Genomic DNA, 15,703 nt, shown 5'->3' with positions numbered 1-15,703 from the left:
GCCGATGCGGAGGTGGGGGCAGGTACAGATACCGATGCCGATCCGGCCGCCACTGTCGCGCCGCCGCATCCACGACGCGGCCGGCGGCGGAAAACGGTGGCTATATTCGTCCGTGCGCGGTATTTTATGCAGACACCGCACATCGCACTTCGGCCCCGCGCCAGAAAGACGGCAATGGTTTTTTCCGCACGCGCCTCAACCACCACTGCCGCCACCACGCCGGGCGCCGCCCCGGCCGCCACGACGGCGATGCCGGCCGGGGATGACGGCGCGCCGTGGCCGGCGTTTTTACCCGCGTCCCTGCCGATTTATCTGCCGGCCTATCTGCTCGTTTTCGGCCTGCTGTCCGTGCTCGCCACGCTGGCCGCGCGCAGCTTCCTGGCCGACTGGCAGCTGGTCAACGTGTCGCTGCACACGGTGGCCGAGGCCAGCGGCGCGCTGGCCGCGCTGCTGCTGGCCTTCACCATCGCGGTCTCGCCCGAGCGCGACCCCAAGCTCCATCCCTACATCGTCGCCTCGGCGCTGGTCGCCATGAGTTTGCTCGACCTGGCCCACGCGGCGGTGCCCGTCGGCGCGCTGTCGGTCTGGCTGCGCAGCATGGCCACGCTGCTCGGCGGCCTGCTGTTCGCGCTCACCTGGCTGCCGCCACGGCCGCTGGCGCGCCACCAGCGGCGCGCCGCGCTGGCCGCCGCGATCGCGCTGGCGCTGCTGTGCGCGCTGCCGATGGGCTTTGCCGGCACGCTGCCGCCGATGCTGGCGGGCGGCGAATTCACGCCGCTGGCCAAGGCCATCAACGTCGCCGGCGGCCTGTGTTTTCTGGCCGCCTGCCTGCGCTACTGCCTGTTGTACCGGCGCCAGCGCCAGACCGGCTATCTGCTCAACGCCAATTTCTGCTTCCTGTTCGGCTTTTCCGGCCTGCTGCTGCCGTACTCGCAGATCTGGGGTCTGGCCTGGTGGTACTGGCACGTGCTGCGCCTGGCCGGCTACCTGCTGATCCTGACCCACATCCTGCTCTATATCCGCCGCACCAGCGCCGCGCTGCTGCAACTGAACGCGGAGCTGGGCGAGAGCGTGCGCACGCTGACCAAGGCGTCCGAGCGGCTGCGGCTGGCGACGACGGCCGGCGGCATCGGCATCTGGGACTGGGACGTGGCCAGCAACGAGCTGCTGTGGGACGCCCAGTTGTACCGGCTGTACGGTGTGGCGCCGGACCGTTTCGAGGCGTCGATCCCGGCCTGGCTGGCGCGCGTGACGCCGGACGACCGCGCCGCCACCGCCGCCGCCTTCGACGCGGCGCTGCGCGGCGAGCGCGAATACGCCGTCGAATTCCGCATCGACTGGCCGGACGGCGGCCAGCGCCACATCGCCGCCGCCGGCCAGACGTATTTCGGCGCCGACGGCCGCGCCACGCGCATGGTGGGCGTGAACCAGGACGTCAGCGCGCACCGCGCCGCCGAGCAGGAGTTGCGGCGCCACCGCGACCACCTGGAGGAGGCGGTGGCCGAGCGCACCCGCGCCTGGCAAAGCGCGGCCGCCGAGGCGCTGGCGGCCAGCCGCGCCAAGAGCCTGTTCCTGTCGAATATGAGCCACGAACTACGCACGCCGATGAACGCCATCATCGGCTTTTCGACGCTGATGCAGCGCGCGCCCGACCTGTCGGACGGCCAGCGCCAGGACCTGGCCATCATCAGCCGCAGCGGCGAGCACCTGCTGACCCTCATCAACGATGTGCTGGACATGGCCAAGATCGAGGCCGGCCGCGTCAGCGTGGAACAGCGCCCCTACGACCTGCACGCCCTCACGCGCGAGGTGATGGAGATGGTGGGCGGACGCGCCGCGGCCAAGGGCTTGACGCTGCGGCTGGAACAGGCGGCGCCGCTGCCGCGCCATCTGTGCGGCGACGAGGGCAAGCTGCGCCAGGTGCTCATCAACCTGCTCGGCAACGCCGTCAAGTTCACGGCGCGCGGCGGCGTGGTGCTGCGCCTGGCCGCCGGCGGCACGGCGGCCGCGCCGCTGTTGCTGATCGACGTCGAAGACAGCGGCCAGGGCATCGCCGAGGCCGACCAGCCGGCCATTTTCGAGCCCTTCGTGCAGGTGCCCGGCGCGGCGCCGCAGGAAGGCACCGGACTGGGATTGACGATCACGCGCCAGTTCGCGCGGCTGATGGGCGGCACGATCGACCTGGCCAGCGCGCCGGGGCAGGGCAGCGTGTTCCGCCTGCGGCTGCCGCTGGTGGCGGTGGACGCGGCCGACGTCGCCGCCACGCCGGCGCGGCCCCGGGTGCTGCGGCTGGCGCCCGGCCAGCCGGCGTGGCGCGTGCTGGTGGTCGAGGACCAGGCCGAGAACGCGCTGCTGATCGAACGTCTGCTGGACGGCGCCGGCTTCGTGGTCGAAGTGGCGCGCGACGGCGAGGACGGGGTCGAGGCCTTCGCGCGCTGGCGGCCGCATTTTATCTGGATGGACCGGCGCATGCCGCGCGTGGACGGCATCGAAGCGTGCCGCCGTATCCGCGCGCTGCCCGGCGGCGCGCAAGTGAAGATCGTCGGCCTGACGGCGTCCATCATGCCAGAGGAAAGGGGCGAGCTGCTGCGCGCCGGCATGGACGATATCGTCTCCAAGCCGTATCGGGAGGACGCGATTTTCAGCTGCATGGCGCGCCTGCTCGGCCTGAGCTATCTGTATCAGGAGCAGCCGGCGGCCGGCGCGGGCAATGCGGCCGAGGCCCAGGCGGCGCTGGCGCGGCTGGCGGCGCTGCCGTTGGCGTTGCGCGGCGCGCTGCGCCAGGCGCTGTTCGACCTGGACGACGTCGCGCTGGCGGCGTTGGCGGCGCACATCGGGCGCGACGACGCCGCCCTCGGCGCCGCGCTGGCGCAGCACGTGGCGCAATCGAATCACAGCGCGGTCTTGCAGGCGCTGGATCTGGAATCGAAAGGAAACGGCAGATGAACCACAAGGGCAGGATACTGGTCGTCGACGACACGCTGGACTCGCTCAAGCTGATGTCCGACACCCTCAAGGCGGAAGGCTACGAAGTCTACGCCACCGACAACGGCGAGCTGGCGCTGGGCGCGGCCGCCAGCCGGCACCCGGAGCTGGTGCTGTGCGATATGCGCATGCCCGGCATCGACGGGCTGGAAGTGTGCCGCCGCCTCAAGCAGCAGGACGGCACGCGCGACATTCCGCTGATGTTCATCAGCGCCGCCACCGCCGTCGACGAGCGGGTGGCCGGCTTCGCGGCCGGCGCCGTCGATTTCGTCTCCAAGCCCTTCCAGCGCGACGAACTGCTGGCGCGCGTGCGCACCCACCTGGAGCTGGCGCGCCTGCGCGCGCATCTGGAACAGCGGGTGCAGGACGCGCTGGGCGCCCTGCGGGAATTGAACGAGCAGCTGGAGACGCGCGTCGTCGAGCGCACCAGCGAACTGGAAAACGCCCATGCCAAATTGCGCAACACCTCGGGCCAGCTGGCCCGGGCCGAGCGCATGGCGGCGCTCATGACGATGGTGTCGGGCGTGGCGCGCGAGCTGGCGCTGCCGGTCGGCGAGGGACTGGAGCTGGCGCGCGGTTTGCAGCGCGACGCCGCCGCGCTGGCGCCGCGCGCCGCCGAGACCATCGGCACGGATGCGACGATGCCGCAGCGGCTGCGCCATCTGGCCGACGACGCCGGGCAGTTGACGCGGCGGCTGACGCAGGCCGCCGCCGCCATCGACGACTTCCAGCGGCTGGCGCTCGAGCGCGGCGGCGAACCGCGCAGCCGCTTCGCCTTGTCGGCGTTGGTCGGCGAGGTGCTGGCCAGCCAGCTCAAATCGTTCAAGGCCACGCGCCATCAGGTGCAATTGCAGATCGCGCCGGACCTGGTGCTCGACAGCTACCCGCGCGCGCTGGGCCAGGTGCTGCGCAATTTGCTCGACAACGCGCTGACGCACGCCTTCGCGCCCGGCGCCGACGGCGCGATCCGCATCGGCGCCAGCGTCGGCCAACCCGGTCAGCTGCTGCTGGTGGTGGCCGACAACGGGTGCGGTATCGACGCCGGCCATCTGGCCCACGTGTTCGATCCCTTCTTCAGCAGCGGCAAGCAGCAGGGCCAGGGCGGGCGTGGACTCGGACTGTCGCTGGTCTACGCCACCGTCACCGACATTTTGGGCGGCGCGGTGCGGGCGGAAAACGACAGCGGCGGCGGCGCCGTGTTCACGCTGGCGCTGCCGCTGCAGGCGCCGCTCAAGCCGGCCGCCGCGCCGTGATGCGCTGACGGAGCCCGCATGGATCGATTACAACTGATGATGGTGTTCATCGCGGTGGCCGAGGAGGAGAGCTTCGCCCGTGGCGCCACGCGCATCAATATGTCGGCGCCGGCGGTCACGCGCGCCATCGCCGCGCTCGAGACGCGGCTCGGCGTCAAGCTGCTCACGCGCACCACGCGCTATGTGCGCGTGACCGACACCGGCCAGCAGTACCTGGACCACGCGCGCCGCATCGTGGCCGAAGTCGACGCCGCCGACGAGGCCATCGTCGCGCTCGACGCCGCGCCGCAAGGGCATCTGGCGATGACGGCCTCAGTCTTGTTCGGCAAGCGCTTCGTGGCGCCGGCCATCGTCGACTACCTGACGCGCTATCCGGACACCGACATCTCGGCCATGTTCGTCGACCGCATGGTCAACCTGATCGAGGAAAACGTCGACGTCGCGGTGCGCATCGGCGCGCTGCCCGATTCGAGCATGAACGCGGTCGGTGTCGGCCACGTGCACAATGTGGTGTGCGCCTCGCCGGCCTACCTGGCCGAACACGGCACGCCGCGCGAACCGAGGGATCTGCTCAATCACATCATCGTCCACGCCAGCGCCATCTCGGCCCAGCCGGACTGGAAATTCGTCTGCGACGGCCAGCCGCTGGCGCTGCGCGTCTATCCGCGCCTGGTGGTGTCGGGCGGCGACACCGCCATCGACATGGTGGCCAGCGGCTTCGGCGTCACCCGCGTGCAGTCCTATCTGGTGGCGCAGCAGATCGAGGCCGGCGAACTGACCATCATCCTGGCCGACTGCGCGTGCCCGCCGCAGCCGGTGCACATTTTGTACCGCGAAGGACGGCAGGCGTCGGCCAAGATCCGCACCTTCGTCGACTTCATGAGCGCGCACCTGCGCACGCAGGCCGCGCTGCGCTGACAGGGCGGGGCGGAACACGGACGAAAAAAAGACAGGGCGCAGGCCGGCTTTTTCATTCCGCGGCGCCGGATTACTTGGCTGGAGCGGCGGCGTCCTTGGCTTCGACTTTGGCTTCCTTGTCGGCGGCTTTGGCTTTGGTTTTGCTAGCCTTGCTGTGGGCTTTGACCTTGGCGACTTTGGCGTCTTCCTTGGCGACGGTCATGTCGGCTTTGGCGTCGGCTTCTTTGCCGGCTTCCTTGGCGTCGGCCTTGGTCACGGCCTTGGTTTCTTTGGCGTCAGCCTTGGCATCGGCCTTGGTTTCCTTGGCTTGTGCCTTGGCGACGGCTGGCGTGGCTGGCGCGCTGGCGGCAGGCGCCTGAGCGAAAGCGGCGGTGGCGAACAGGGTGGCGATCAGGGTGGCGATAAGTTTGGTCATGATATTTCCTTGGGTCTGAGTAGTGGACTAATTGTCTGGTTATATGGAGACTACGGTATTCACTTGCGACGGCATGGACTTATTTGCCGGCTTCCTTGGCTTCGGTCTTGGCTTCTTTATCAGCAGCTTTGGCTTTGGTTTTTGCGGCCTTGTCGTGCGCTTTTGCCTTGGTGGCGCCGGCATCAGCTGCGGCGCTGGTGGCGTCTGCCTTGGCATCGGCGGTTTTGCCGGCTTCTTTGGCGTCGGCTTTGGCGACGGCCTTGGTTTCCTTGGCGTCGGCTTTGGCGTCGGCCTTGGCTTCTTTGGCCTGGGCCTTGGCGACAGGTACGGTGGTGGCCGACGCGGCCGGGGCTTGTGCAAATGCGGCGCTAGCGAACAAACCGGCGATCAAGGTAGCGATTACTTTTTTCATGGTGGTAGTCCTCAAGTTGTTAGGTGAAGTGCACTCAATCCCGTGTCACTGAGCAATAAACGCAAGCCGTGTCGTTCCCGTTGACACGTATTTACATCCTCTTACAAACGGCGAAAACAGCGAAAAACAGGGCCCGGGCGTGGCCACCGTTAGCCCGCGCACAGTCGCCGCGGCGGCGCGCGGCTAGAGTCGGGTTCATGGAAGACGCGCTCAAACCCTACAAGGCGAAACGGAATTTCGCGATCACCCCCGAACCGGCCGACGGCGGCGAGGAGGGCGCGGGCGTGCTGTCGTTCGTGATCCAGAAGCATTGGGCCAGTCGCTTGCATTACGATTTCCGCCTGGAGCTCGACGGCACGATGAAAAGCTGGGCCGTGCCGAAGGGGCCGAGCTACGACACGCACGACAAGCGCATGGCGGTGCAGGTGGAAGACCATCCGATCTCGTATAACCGTTTCGAGGGCACCATCCCCGAAAAACAGTATGGCGCGGGCAAGGTCATCATCTGGGACCGGGGCAGCTGGCAGCCGCTCGACGATCCGCGGCGCGGCTACGCGGCCGGCAACCTGAAGTTCGAACTGCACGGCCACAAGATGCGCGGCAAGTGGGTGCTGGTGCGGATGAAGAGGCGCGGCGAAAAGCAGCAGCCGTGGCTGCTCATTAAAGAGAAGGACGACTATGCGCGGCCGGCGGCGGAATTCAGCGTCGTCGATGAAATGCCCGACAGTGTCGCGTCCTTGCCCGAGCTTTAGCCGGGCCGCAAGAAGCAAGCCGCCGCGAAGCCGGCGAACAAACAAGCGGCCGCGAAGCCGGCCAGGAAGCGCGCCGCCGCGCTGCCCGACAAGCTGGCGCCGGAACTGGCGACGCTGGTCGACGGCGCGCCCGCCGACAGCGCGGACTGGATCTTCGAGCTCAAGTTCGACGGCTACCGCCTGCTGACGCGCGTCGACGGCGAGGACATCCGTCTCCACACCCGCAACGGCAACGACTGGACCCACAAGCTGCGGGCGCTGCACGCGTCGCTGCTGGACATGAAACTGCCATCCGGCTGGTACGACGGCGAAATCGTCGTCCACGATGAAGCGGGGCGGCCCGACTTCGGCCTGCTGCAAACGGCGTTCGACGGCGAGGAAACGAGCCATATCGTTTACTTCGTTTTCGACTTGCCCTTCCATGACGGCGCCGATCTGCGCGACACGCCGCTCGAGCAGCGCCGCGCCGTGCTGCAAGCGATACTGGAAAAGAGCGCGAACGAGAGCGTGCGTTTCAGCGCGGCGCTGGCCGCGCCGCCGCGGCAGATCATGGAGGCGGCCTGCCAGATGGGACTCGAAGGCCTGGTCGGCAAGCGCCGCGATTCGGTCTATGTGTCGCGCCGCAGCGGCGACTGGATCAAGCTCAAATGCGGCCAGCGCCAGGAATTCGTGGTCGGCGGCTACACCGATCCGCAGGGCGCGCGCTCGGGTTTCGGCGCGCTGCTGCTGGGCACTTACGACGCCGATGGACAACTGCGCTACGCGGGCAAGGTCGGCAGCGGCTTCGACGCCGCCATCCTCGCCGACCTGGGCGCGCGCCTGAAAAAACTGGCGGCCGACGCCAGCCCGTTCGCCGCCGGCCAGGCCGTCGCCGCCGGCGCGCACTGGGTCAAGCCGGCGCTGGTGGCCGAAGTGAGTTTCGGCGCATGGACGCGCGCCGGCTCGATCCGCCACGCCGTGTTTCGCGGCCTGCGCGCCGATAAAAAAGCGGCCGGCATCGTGCGCGAACGCGCCGCCCCTGTGGAGAACCCCATGCACACCCGCCAGCAACAAGCGCCGGTCGCGAGCAAGCTGCCGCCGTCGCTGAAGGTCAGCAATCCCGATCGCGTGATCGATGCCGCCAGCGGCACCACCAAGATCGCGCTGGTGCGCTATTACGCGCTGGTCGGCGCGCTGATGCTGACGCACCTGAAGGCGCGGCCGGTGTCGCTGGTGCGCGCGCCGGCCGGCGTGGGCGGCGAACTGTTTTTTCAGAAGCACGCCGACGTCGGCAAGCTGCCCGGCGTGAGGCCGCTCGATCCCGCGCTCGACCCCGACCATCCGCCGATGCTGGAAGTGGCGACGATGCAGGGGTTGTTGTCGGCGGCGCAGTGGAACGTGGTCGAGTTCCATACCCAGAACGCCTACGCCCAGCGTTACGAAACGCCCAACCGGGTGGTGTTCGATCTCGATCCCGGCAAGGGCGTGGAGTGGCCGCAGATACAGGAAGCGGCGCAGCTGATGCGCGCCATGCTGGCGCAACTGGGCTTGCCGGCCTTCCTCAAGACCAGCGGCGGCAAGGGCCTGCACGTGGTGGTGCCGGTCAAGCCTTTCTATGACTGGGACACGGTGAAGCGCTTCGCGCAGGCCATCGTCGCGCACATGGCGCAGACGATACCGGATCGCTTCGTGCAAAAGAGCGGGCCGTCGAACCGGATCGGGAAAATCTATATCGACTACCTGCGCAATGGTCGCGGCTCGACGACGGTGTGCGCCTGGTCGGCGCGCACCCGCGCGGGGCTGGGGATATCGGTGCCGGTGACGTGGGAGGAACTGGCCCACCTGCGCGGTGGCGATCACTGGACCGTCGGTACGGCGCACACGCGGCTCGATGTCGGCAACGCTCCCTGGGCCGATTACGCAAAAAGCGCCAGGAGCCTGACGGCGGCGATGAAGCGGCTGGGATTCCAGGTGACGCCGTAGCGCGATAGCGCCCCAGCGCGATAGCACCATCAGCGGCGCCGCAGCGCGTTGTTGCGCGGTGCTGTATCTACGGCCGCGGTGTGCGGTCCGCTCTCAGGCGCTCTTGCGGCGCGGGGCGGCGGCGGCCGGCTTGGATGTCCGGCTTGGCCGGGTCTTGGCGGTCGTGGTTTTGGCTGTTGTCTTGGTGGCGGTGGTCTTGGCCGTGGTCTTGACGGTTTTGGCCGGCGCGGCTTTCGCGTCGGCCTTGCCGGGCTGCTTGCCCAGGCTTTGCTGGAGCAGCGCCACCAGGTCGATGACGTTGCCGCCGCTGGCGGCCTGGCGTTCCGGCTCGGCCACGGTGATGGCCTTGGTCTGGCCGGCCTTGATTTTCTTTTGCACCAGCGCCAGCACGTCGTCGTGATAGGTATCGTGATATTGCGACGGCTTCCACTGCTCGGCCATGCCCTCGACCAGCGACAGCGCCATCTGCAACTCCTTGTCCGAGATGCCGGCCGTCTTCAGCGTCGACGACGGCAGCGACAATTCGCCGGCGTCGCGGATCTCGCTGTCGTAGCGCAGCGTGTTGAGCATGATGGCGTCGTCCATGCAGACCAGCGCGCACAGGTGCTGCTTGGTGCGGATCACCACCGTCGCGATGCCGATCTTGCCGGACTTGCGCAGCGTTTCGCGCAGCAGCGCATAGACCTTGTCGCCGCCCTTGCCGGGCGCGAGGTAATAGGGCTGTTCATAATAGATCAAGGCCACGTCGGCCGCGTCGACAAAGGCGACGATGTCGATGGTCTGGGTGGCGCCGACGTTGGCGCGCTTCAGATCCTCGTCCGTCAGCACCACGTATTCGCCGTCCTGGTATTCATAGCCCTTGACGATGTGGTCCCAGCTCACTTCCTTGCCGTTGCCTTTGTTATAGCGCTTGAAGCCGACCGGCGAGAAATCGCGCTTGTCGAGCATCGTCAGATCGAGGTCGTGCTCCTGCACCGCCGGGTGCATCTCCACCGGTATGTGCACCAGCCCGAAGCTGATGGCGCCTTTCCACATCGAGCGCGGCATGGCCTACTCCCCGCCGTCCGCGTTGGCGCCGGCATTGATGTCCGCTGGTTTGCCCGCCTTGTTCATCGCATCCTCCCGTCGATCCGGTGTCGAGTATCGGCCGGGTGGCGCGCGCGCACCGTGCGTCGCTGCACACGATCAATTATAAACGTGGCGAAAAGCTGAAACCATGAAGAAAAAAGAGTCAAAATAACAAAAATTATTGCTAATTATGAACCTTATGTCAAACTATGGTCATAGTAAAATTCTAATAAAGCGCGAGCGGGGAGCACACATGAAGCCGGATTTTGATAGCCGAGTGGGTCGGATCGGATTATTCGTCAATATGGCCAGCGAACGGCGCGCGCAATTCCAGTCGCATTGCGCGGAACAGTTCTCCCAGCTGATGCTCCATGAGCACTTCGATCAGGCCAGCGCGGCCCTGGCCAAACAGCACGTCGACTTGCTGGTGCTCGACCTGAGCGGCTACCGCGACAGCGTCGACCTGGCCGCGGCCGCCGCGCTGATCCGCCACCGCGGCGGCGCGCCGGTGCTGGTGCTGTGCCCCTACGTCCACACCAGCTGGCTGCCGGAACTGATGGCCTGGGGCCCGCTGCAATACCGCGTCAGTCCGATATTGAGCGATGAATTGCAGCAGGCCGTCGAGCAGATGATGACGCGGCCGGTCGACGCCGTCGCCGCCGCGCAGCAGCAGCTGCTCGACAAGGAAACCGAATTGCGCGACCTGCTGACGATACAGCGCAGCCTGCAACGCGCGCTCAGCAGCGTCGACGACCTCACCGCCATGGCGACCCAGGTCTGCAAGGCGCTGTGCAGCTTCCCCGGCGTGCGCCACACGGCGCTGCTGCACATGAAGGAGCGCGGCGATCTGCAACTGGTGGCGCAGGAATCGCGCAACCACCTCGATCTGGCGCGGCTGCTGCAACGGCGCGACCGCCTGCTGCAATCGGCGCTGCACGAGGTCTTCCCGCCGCTGCTGGCCGTGTCCGAGGGTGAACTGGTGCTGCTGGACGCGCCGGAAAAAGCGGGCGAGCCCGAACTGGCGCTGGCGCTGCACGACCGCGACGTGCGCATGGTGCTGGCGCTGCCGCTGCGCAGCGAGGCCGGCGGCCCGGTGCTGGGCTCGATCAGCATGATGTTCGACCGCCACATCGCCTTTTCGCGCGAGCAGTTCGCCTGCTTCGCCAGCTTGGCGCAATTCGTCAGTTTCGGCATCGGCATGAGCGAGCTGAAACACCAGAACGACGCGCTGGCCGGCCAGCTGACGCAAATGAGCACGGTCGACGCGCTGACCGGCGTGGCCAACCGGCGCGAAGGCGAAAAGATGCTCGACAGCGAAATCCGCCGCGCGCGCCGCTACGGCCTGTCGCTGGCGCTGATTACCTTCGACATCGACAACTTCAGGTCCGTCAACGATTTATATGGTTATCCCATCGGCGACCGCGCGCTGCGCACGGTGGCCGAAACGGTGCAGGGCAAGCTGCGCGCGTCGGACACGCTGGCGCGCATGCGGGGCGAGGAATTCATGGTGCTGGCCACGCACACCTGCGCCATCGACGCGCTGAAGCTGGCCGAAAAGCTGCGCCTGACCATCGCCGACACCGATCTGCCGGGCTGTAACACCGTCACCATCAGCCTGGCCGTGGCGCAGGTCGGGCCGGAGGAGGATGGCGTCGGCGTGCTGGGACGGCTGGACGCCGCCCTGCACCGCGCCAAACGCTCGGGCCGCAATTGCGTCGAGCTGGCGATGCCGTGAGCTTGCGGCGCGGGTGGGGTCCGCGTCGCGATCGGGCGACGCAGCCGGCGCCAGGCGGCCGCCGGTGCCAATCGGGGCCAGACCCCGCCTGAGTTTGGCGGCCGCAGTCGGCGTCGGCGACCGCAGGGCCTGAACCCTAGCGCGCCGGATTACATCGCTTCGAGCACGGTGGCGATGCCTTGGCCGCCGCCTATGCATTGCGCGGCCAGCGCATAGCGTCCGCCGGTGCGCGCCAGCAGCGCCGCCGCCTTGCCGGTGATGCGCGCGCCGGTCGCGCCCAGCGGGTGGCCGATCGCCATGCCGCCGCCGTCGATATTGAGCGCCTCCGGCTTGATGCCCAGCTCGCGCACGCACGCCAGCGCCTGCGAGGCGAAGGCCTCGTTGATCTCCGCCACATCCATCTGGTCCGCCGTCAGGCCGGCGCGCGCCAGCGCCTTGCGCGACGCCGGCACCGGGCCCATGCCCATATAAGCCGGATCGACGCCGGCCACCGCCATCGAGACGATGCGCGCGCTCGGCTTGAGGCCGTGGCGGCGGGCGAAGTCCTCGCTCGTCACCAGCACCACCGAGGCGCCGTCCGTCAGCGGCGACGAGGTGCCGGCCGTGACCACGCCGTGTTCGGGATCGAACACCGGCTTGAGGGCGGCCAGCGCTTCGACCGTGGTGCCGGGACGGATGCAGCCGTCCGCGTCGACCAGTTCTCCGGCCGCGTTCGCGACGGCGATGATTTCATCGTCCAGGAGGCCGGCGGCGCGCGCGGCGGCCGCCTTCCGGTGCGACTGGAACGCCAGCGCTTCCTGGTCGGCGCGCGCCACCTGGTAGCGGCGCGCCACGTTTTCGGCGGTGTCGCCCATGCTGATGTAGGCGTCGGTGTCGGCCAGCAGACCGGGATGGGGCGAGAAATTGAAGCCGCCCTGCGGCACCATCGTCATCGATTCGACGCCGACGCAAAGATAAGCTTCGCCGAGGCCGGCTTCGATCTGGGCGGCGGCGATGTGGATGGCCGACATCGACGAGCCGCAAAACCGGTTGACGGTCATGCCGCTGACCGCGTGCGGAAAGCCGGCCAGCAGCGAGACGATGCGGGCCAGGTTGTTGCCCTGCGACGCCTCCGGGTAGGCGCAGCCAAGGATGACGTCGTCGAGCAGCAGGGGATCGAGGCCGGTGCGCTCCATCACGCCCCGCACCACCTGGGCGGCCAGCGTGTCGGGCCGGGTGTCGGCCAGCTTGCCCTTGCGTGAAAAGTGGAACGGCGAGCGGGCGTAGGCGCTGATGACTGCTTTCATGTGGACTCCAGTGGACGTTGAGGGGGATGACGATGCATGAAAAGGCCATGCCTGCCATGCCGGCCAATTAAATGATGATCGTCATTTATGTGTATATATTACGCCTGTAATGTATGATGTCAAGCAGCAGGGCGGGCAAAAAACGGGCGACCATGCCCGGTCGATCTATGAGGTGGAGCATGAAAGTCAGCAGGGAGCAGGCGGCGCTGAACCGCGAGCGCATCGTCGAAGTGGCGGGGCGCTTGTTCCGCGAACGCGGTTACGACGGCATCGGCGTGGCCGATCTGATGCGGGGCGCCGGCCTCACGCACGGCGGCTTCTACGGCCATTTCGATTCCAAGGAAGACTTGCTGGCCGAGGCCTGCGGCCGCGCGCTGGAGCAGGCGGTGCTGCGCTGGCAGCGTGTGGCCGACCAGTCGCCGGAGCAGCCGCGGGCGGCGCTGGCCCAGTTGAGCGCGTCCTATCTGTCGAAAAAACATGTGACGCAGCCGGAGCTGGGCTGCTCGATCACCACGCTGGGCGCCGACGCGGCGCGGCTGGGGCCGGGCGTGCGGCAGGCGATGACGGCCGGCGCGCGCGGCCAGATCGGCGTGCTGCAACAGCTGATGCCGGGCGCCGACGAGGCCGAGCGCCGCCGCCAGGCGCTGGTCGCCTACTCCGGCATGATAGGGGCGGTGATGCTGGCGCGGATGTCGGACGATGCGGCGCTGTCGGCCGAACTGTTGCAGGCGATGACGGACACGCTGGCCTAGTCCGCGCTGGACCTGCCGCGATTGTTCGCGTAGGCTGGCGTTTTCGTCAGCCTGGGAGCGCCTGTGTTGCAGTGGTTAAGACAGTATCGCCGCGCGCAGCTGGCGGGCGACGTCAGCGCCGGCCTGGTGGTGGCCATGATGATGATCCCGCAGGGCATGGCGTACGCGCTGGTGGCGGGGCTGCCGCCGGTGGTCGGCATCTACGCCAGCATCGCGCCGCCGCTGGTGTACGCGCTGTTCGGCAGCAGCATGACGCAGTCGGTGGGGCCGATGGCCATCGTGTCCCTGATGACGGGCGCCGTGGTGGGGCCGCTGGCGGCCGCCGGCTCCGGCCTGTACACGGTGCTGGCGGCGCAGCTGGCGCTCATTTCCGGCCTGGCGCTGCTGGCCTGCGGCGCGCTGCGCCTCGGCTTCCTGGCCAATTTCTTTTCCCGTCCCGTGATGAGCGGCTTCACCTTCGGCGCCGCGCTGGTGATCGCGCTCGACCAGGCCGACACGCTGCTCGGCGGCGCGTGGCGGGCGCCGCACTGGCCCAGCGCCGCGCTGGGGCTCGCTTCGCTGGCGGCGCTGGTGCTGGAGCGGCAATCGATGGCGGCGCTGCTGCGGCGCTGCGGTCTGTCGGCCCTGGTGGCCGACATCGCCGCCAAGTTGGCGCCCATGCTGGTGGTGGTGATCGCCACGCTGCTGATGGCGCAGACCCGCTACGGCCGGCTCGGCATCCACATGATAGGGGCGGTGCCGGCCGGGCTGCCGCGCCTGAACCTGGCCACCTCGGCGGCGCACTGGACGACGCTGCTGCAACCGGGGCTGCTGATCGGCTTCATCATTTTCCTCATCAGCATGTCGGCGGCGCAGGCGCTGGCGCTCAAGCGCAACGAAAAGCTGGTCAGCAACGCCGAATTGATCGGCCTGGGTGCGGCCAACGTGGCCAGCGCCCTGTCGGGCGGCTTCCCGGTCACGGGCAGCATGTCGCGCTCGGCCGTCAACTTCGCGGCCGGCGCCAACACGCCGCTGGCCAGCGTCATCACGGCCGCGCTGCTGGCGCTGGCGCTGGTGGCGCCGACCGGCTGGCTGGCCTGGCTGCCGCTGCCCACGCTGGCGGCCACCATCGTCGTCGCCGTGCTCGGCATGCTCGACGTCGACACCTTGCGCACCAGCTGGCGCTACGACCGCAGCGACGCCGTGGCCTGGCTGGCCACCGCCGCCGGCGTGCTGGCGCTGGGCGTGCAGGCCGGCGTCGTGACCGGCGTGGCGCTGTCGATCGGCACGCTGGTGTGGCGCGCCAGCCGGCCGAATATCGCGGTGCTGGGCCGCCTCGCGGGCAGCGAGCACTTCCGCGACGTCGAACGCTATCCCGCCGCGACCGAGCCGGCCATGCTGTTGTTGCGCGTCGACGCCAATTTATTTTTCGGCAATGTGGAAGCCGTCAGCGAGCGCATCGAGGACGAATTGCGCCGCCATGCCGAGGCGCGCGACCTGGTACTGGTCTTGTCGGCGGTCAGCGCCATCGATACCACCGGCCTGTACGCGCTGGCGGAGCTGAACCAGAGCCTGGGCCGGCGCGGCCTGGGCCTGCACCTGGCCGAGGTGAAGGGGCCGGTGCTGGACCGCTTGAAGCACAGCGATCTGCTGGAGCGCTTGAATGGACAGTTGTTTTTGAGCACAGCGATAGCCTGCGATTATCTCCATGCGCGCGCGGCGGCCGTCACGGCGGCGCCGATCTCCTTTTAGCAATCCTTTTAGGCAACAAATGGTTGGACTTGCCAAGCAATAAACCCTATGATTTAGCCTTGCGATTGCCCACCACTCCGACACTGAAACGGTTCCCATGTTGCACCAGCTCGCCCATCGCGCAGGACGGGTCTCGATCGCGCTGATCGTCAGCGTCACCCTGACGGCCGTCGTCACCCTGGTCCTGACCGCGTTTGCCTTTTATTTCTATGAAATGGAACGCGTGCAGCGCTGGGAGCAGCTGCACAAGACGCTCGCCACCAGCGCCGACGAGCTGGCCGCCGCCGTCGCGCTGCCGGCCTGGAATTTCGACGAGGCGCAGATCGTCACCATCATGAAGAGCGGCTTGAGCAACCGCGACCTGTGCGCCAGCGCCGTGCTGCCGGCCGCCGGCAGCCACCCCTTCATCCTGTCGCGCGACGCCGACGGCCGCC

Annotated in this window: 10 protein-coding genes and 2 pseudogenes; 8 read left to right on the top strand and 4 right to left on the bottom strand. The window is 68.1% G+C overall.

All coding sequences use genetic code 11. The annotated features are described in order from the left end of the window. Positions 1-174 precede the first annotated feature (174 nt). Genes Q0S71_RS06000 through Q0S71_RS05990 form a run of 3 tightly spaced genes read left to right on the top strand, consistent with a single transcriptional unit; the run spans position 175 to position 5,156 of the window. Complete coding sequence (locus Q0S71_RS06000; protein ID WP_295992828.1) at positions 175-2,946, top strand: ATP-binding protein; 2,772 nt, start codon at positions 175-177, stop codon at positions 2,944-2,946. Continuing rightward, positions 2,943-4,238: a response regulator gene (locus tag Q0S71_RS05995; RefSeq protein ID WP_295992825.1), complete on the top strand. Its 1,296-nt coding sequence runs from the start codon at positions 2,943-2,945 to the stop codon at positions 4,236-4,238. Before Q0S71_RS06000 ends, Q0S71_RS05995 begins: the two co-directional genes overlap by 4 nt. An 18-nt stretch (positions 4,239-4,256) precedes the next feature. Beyond that, positions 4,257-5,156, top strand: coding sequence for a LysR substrate-binding domain-containing protein (locus Q0S71_RS05990; RefSeq protein WP_295992823.1), 900 nt, complete (start codon positions 4,257-4,259; stop codon positions 5,154-5,156). A 70-nt stretch (positions 5,157-5,226) separates the two neighbouring features. On the opposite strand, the gene Q0S71_RS05985 is transcribed toward Q0S71_RS05990, so the two are convergent. Both Q0S71_RS05985 and Q0S71_RS05980 read right to left on the bottom strand, forming a co-directional pair. Next, entirely contained in the window at positions 5,227-5,571 is a 345-nt protein-coding gene (locus Q0S71_RS05985; RefSeq protein WP_295992819.1) for a hypothetical protein, read from the bottom strand. A gap of 79 nt (positions 5,572-5,650) precedes the next feature. Continuing rightward, complete coding sequence (locus Q0S71_RS05980; RefSeq protein ID WP_295992816.1) at positions 5,651-5,983, bottom strand: hypothetical protein; 333 nt, start codon at positions 5,981-5,983, stop codon at positions 5,651-5,653. A 197-nt stretch (positions 5,984-6,180) separates the two neighbouring features. Here Q0S71_RS05980 and ligD point away from each other — a divergent pair. Then, positions 6,181-8,697, top strand: a pseudogene (gene ligD / locus Q0S71_RS05975) (DNA ligase D). Between the two features lie 93 nt (positions 8,698-8,790). Here the strand turns inward: ligD and Q0S71_RS05970 are convergent. Continuing rightward, the gene (locus tag Q0S71_RS05970) at positions 8,791-9,744 is read right to left on the bottom strand and encodes a Ku protein (RefSeq protein WP_295992814.1); all 954 of its coding nucleotides are present in this window, start codon (positions 9,742-9,744) and stop codon (positions 8,791-8,793) included. Positions 9,745-10,069: 325 nt separating this feature from the next. Here Q0S71_RS05970 and Q0S71_RS05965 point away from each other — a divergent pair, with 325 nt between their 5' ends. Next, positions 10,070-11,500 (top strand): GGDEF domain-containing protein, encoded by a 1,431-nt coding sequence (locus Q0S71_RS05965; RefSeq protein ID WP_295992812.1) that lies wholly within the window; start codon positions 10,070-10,072, stop codon positions 11,498-11,500. A 149-nt stretch (positions 11,501-11,649) separates the two neighbouring features. Here the strand turns inward: Q0S71_RS05965 and Q0S71_RS05960 are convergent, their stop codons facing one another. Continuing rightward, entirely contained in the window at positions 11,650-12,786 is a 1,137-nt protein-coding gene (locus Q0S71_RS05960) for a thiolase family protein (protein ID WP_295992809.1), read from the bottom strand. A 179-nt stretch (positions 12,787-12,965) separates the two neighbouring features. Between Q0S71_RS05960 and Q0S71_RS05955 the strand changes: the two genes are divergently transcribed. From Q0S71_RS05955 to Q0S71_RS05945, 3 genes and pseudogenes are all read left to right on the top strand, one after another. Beyond that, complete coding sequence (locus Q0S71_RS05955) at positions 12,966-13,538, top strand: TetR/AcrR family transcriptional regulator (protein WP_295992807.1); 573 nt, start codon at positions 12,966-12,968, stop codon at positions 13,536-13,538. A gap of 63 nt (positions 13,539-13,601) precedes the next feature. Next, entirely contained in the window at positions 13,602-15,269 is a 1,668-nt protein-coding gene (locus Q0S71_RS05950) for a SulP family inorganic anion transporter (RefSeq protein ID WP_295992804.1), read from the top strand. Between the two features lie 97 nt (positions 15,270-15,366). Beyond that, positions 15,367-15,703: pseudogene (locus Q0S71_RS05945) on the top strand (hybrid sensor histidine kinase/response regulator); the annotation flags it as partial.

It is taken from the genome of Rugamonas sp., from assembly GCF_025354735.1.
Lineage (GTDB): Bacteria > Pseudomonadota > Gammaproteobacteria > Burkholderiales > Burkholderiaceae_D > Rugamonas.
Note: the sequence above shows the minus strand (reverse complement) of the source record. Positions and strands in the feature narration are given on the sequence as shown.

Excerpts from the sequence above, each read along its gene's own strand:
- Q0S71_RS06000 (WP_295992828.1), top strand. The coding sequence starts at position 175 with ATGGTTTTTTCCGCACGCGCCTCAACCACCACTGCCGCCACCACGCCG.
- Q0S71_RS05995 (WP_295992825.1), top strand. The coding sequence starts at position 2,943 with ATGAACCACAAGGGCAGGATACTGGTCGTCGACGACACGCTGGACTCG.
- Q0S71_RS05990 (WP_295992823.1), top strand. The coding sequence starts at position 4,257 with ATGGATCGATTACAACTGATGATGGTGTTCATCGCGGTGGCCGAGGAG.
- Q0S71_RS05985 (WP_295992819.1), bottom strand. The coding sequence starts at position 5,571 with ATGACCAAACTTATCGCCACCCTGATCGCCACCCTGTTCGCCACCGCC.
- Q0S71_RS05980 (WP_295992816.1), bottom strand. The coding sequence starts at position 5,983 with ATGAAAAAAGTAATCGCTACCTTGATCGCCGGTTTGTTCGCTAGCGCC.
- Q0S71_RS05970 (WP_295992814.1), bottom strand. The coding sequence starts at position 9,744 with ATGCCGCGCTCGATGTGGAAAGGCGCCATCAGCTTCGGGCTGGTGCAC.
- Q0S71_RS05965 (WP_295992812.1), top strand. The coding sequence starts at position 10,070 with ATGGCCAGCGAACGGCGCGCGCAATTCCAGTCGCATTGCGCGGAACAG.
- Q0S71_RS05960 (WP_295992809.1), bottom strand. The coding sequence starts at position 12,786 with ATGAAAGCAGTCATCAGCGCCTACGCCCGCTCGCCGTTCCACTTTTCA.
- Q0S71_RS05955 (WP_295992807.1), top strand. The coding sequence starts at position 12,966 with ATGAAAGTCAGCAGGGAGCAGGCGGCGCTGAACCGCGAGCGCATCGTC.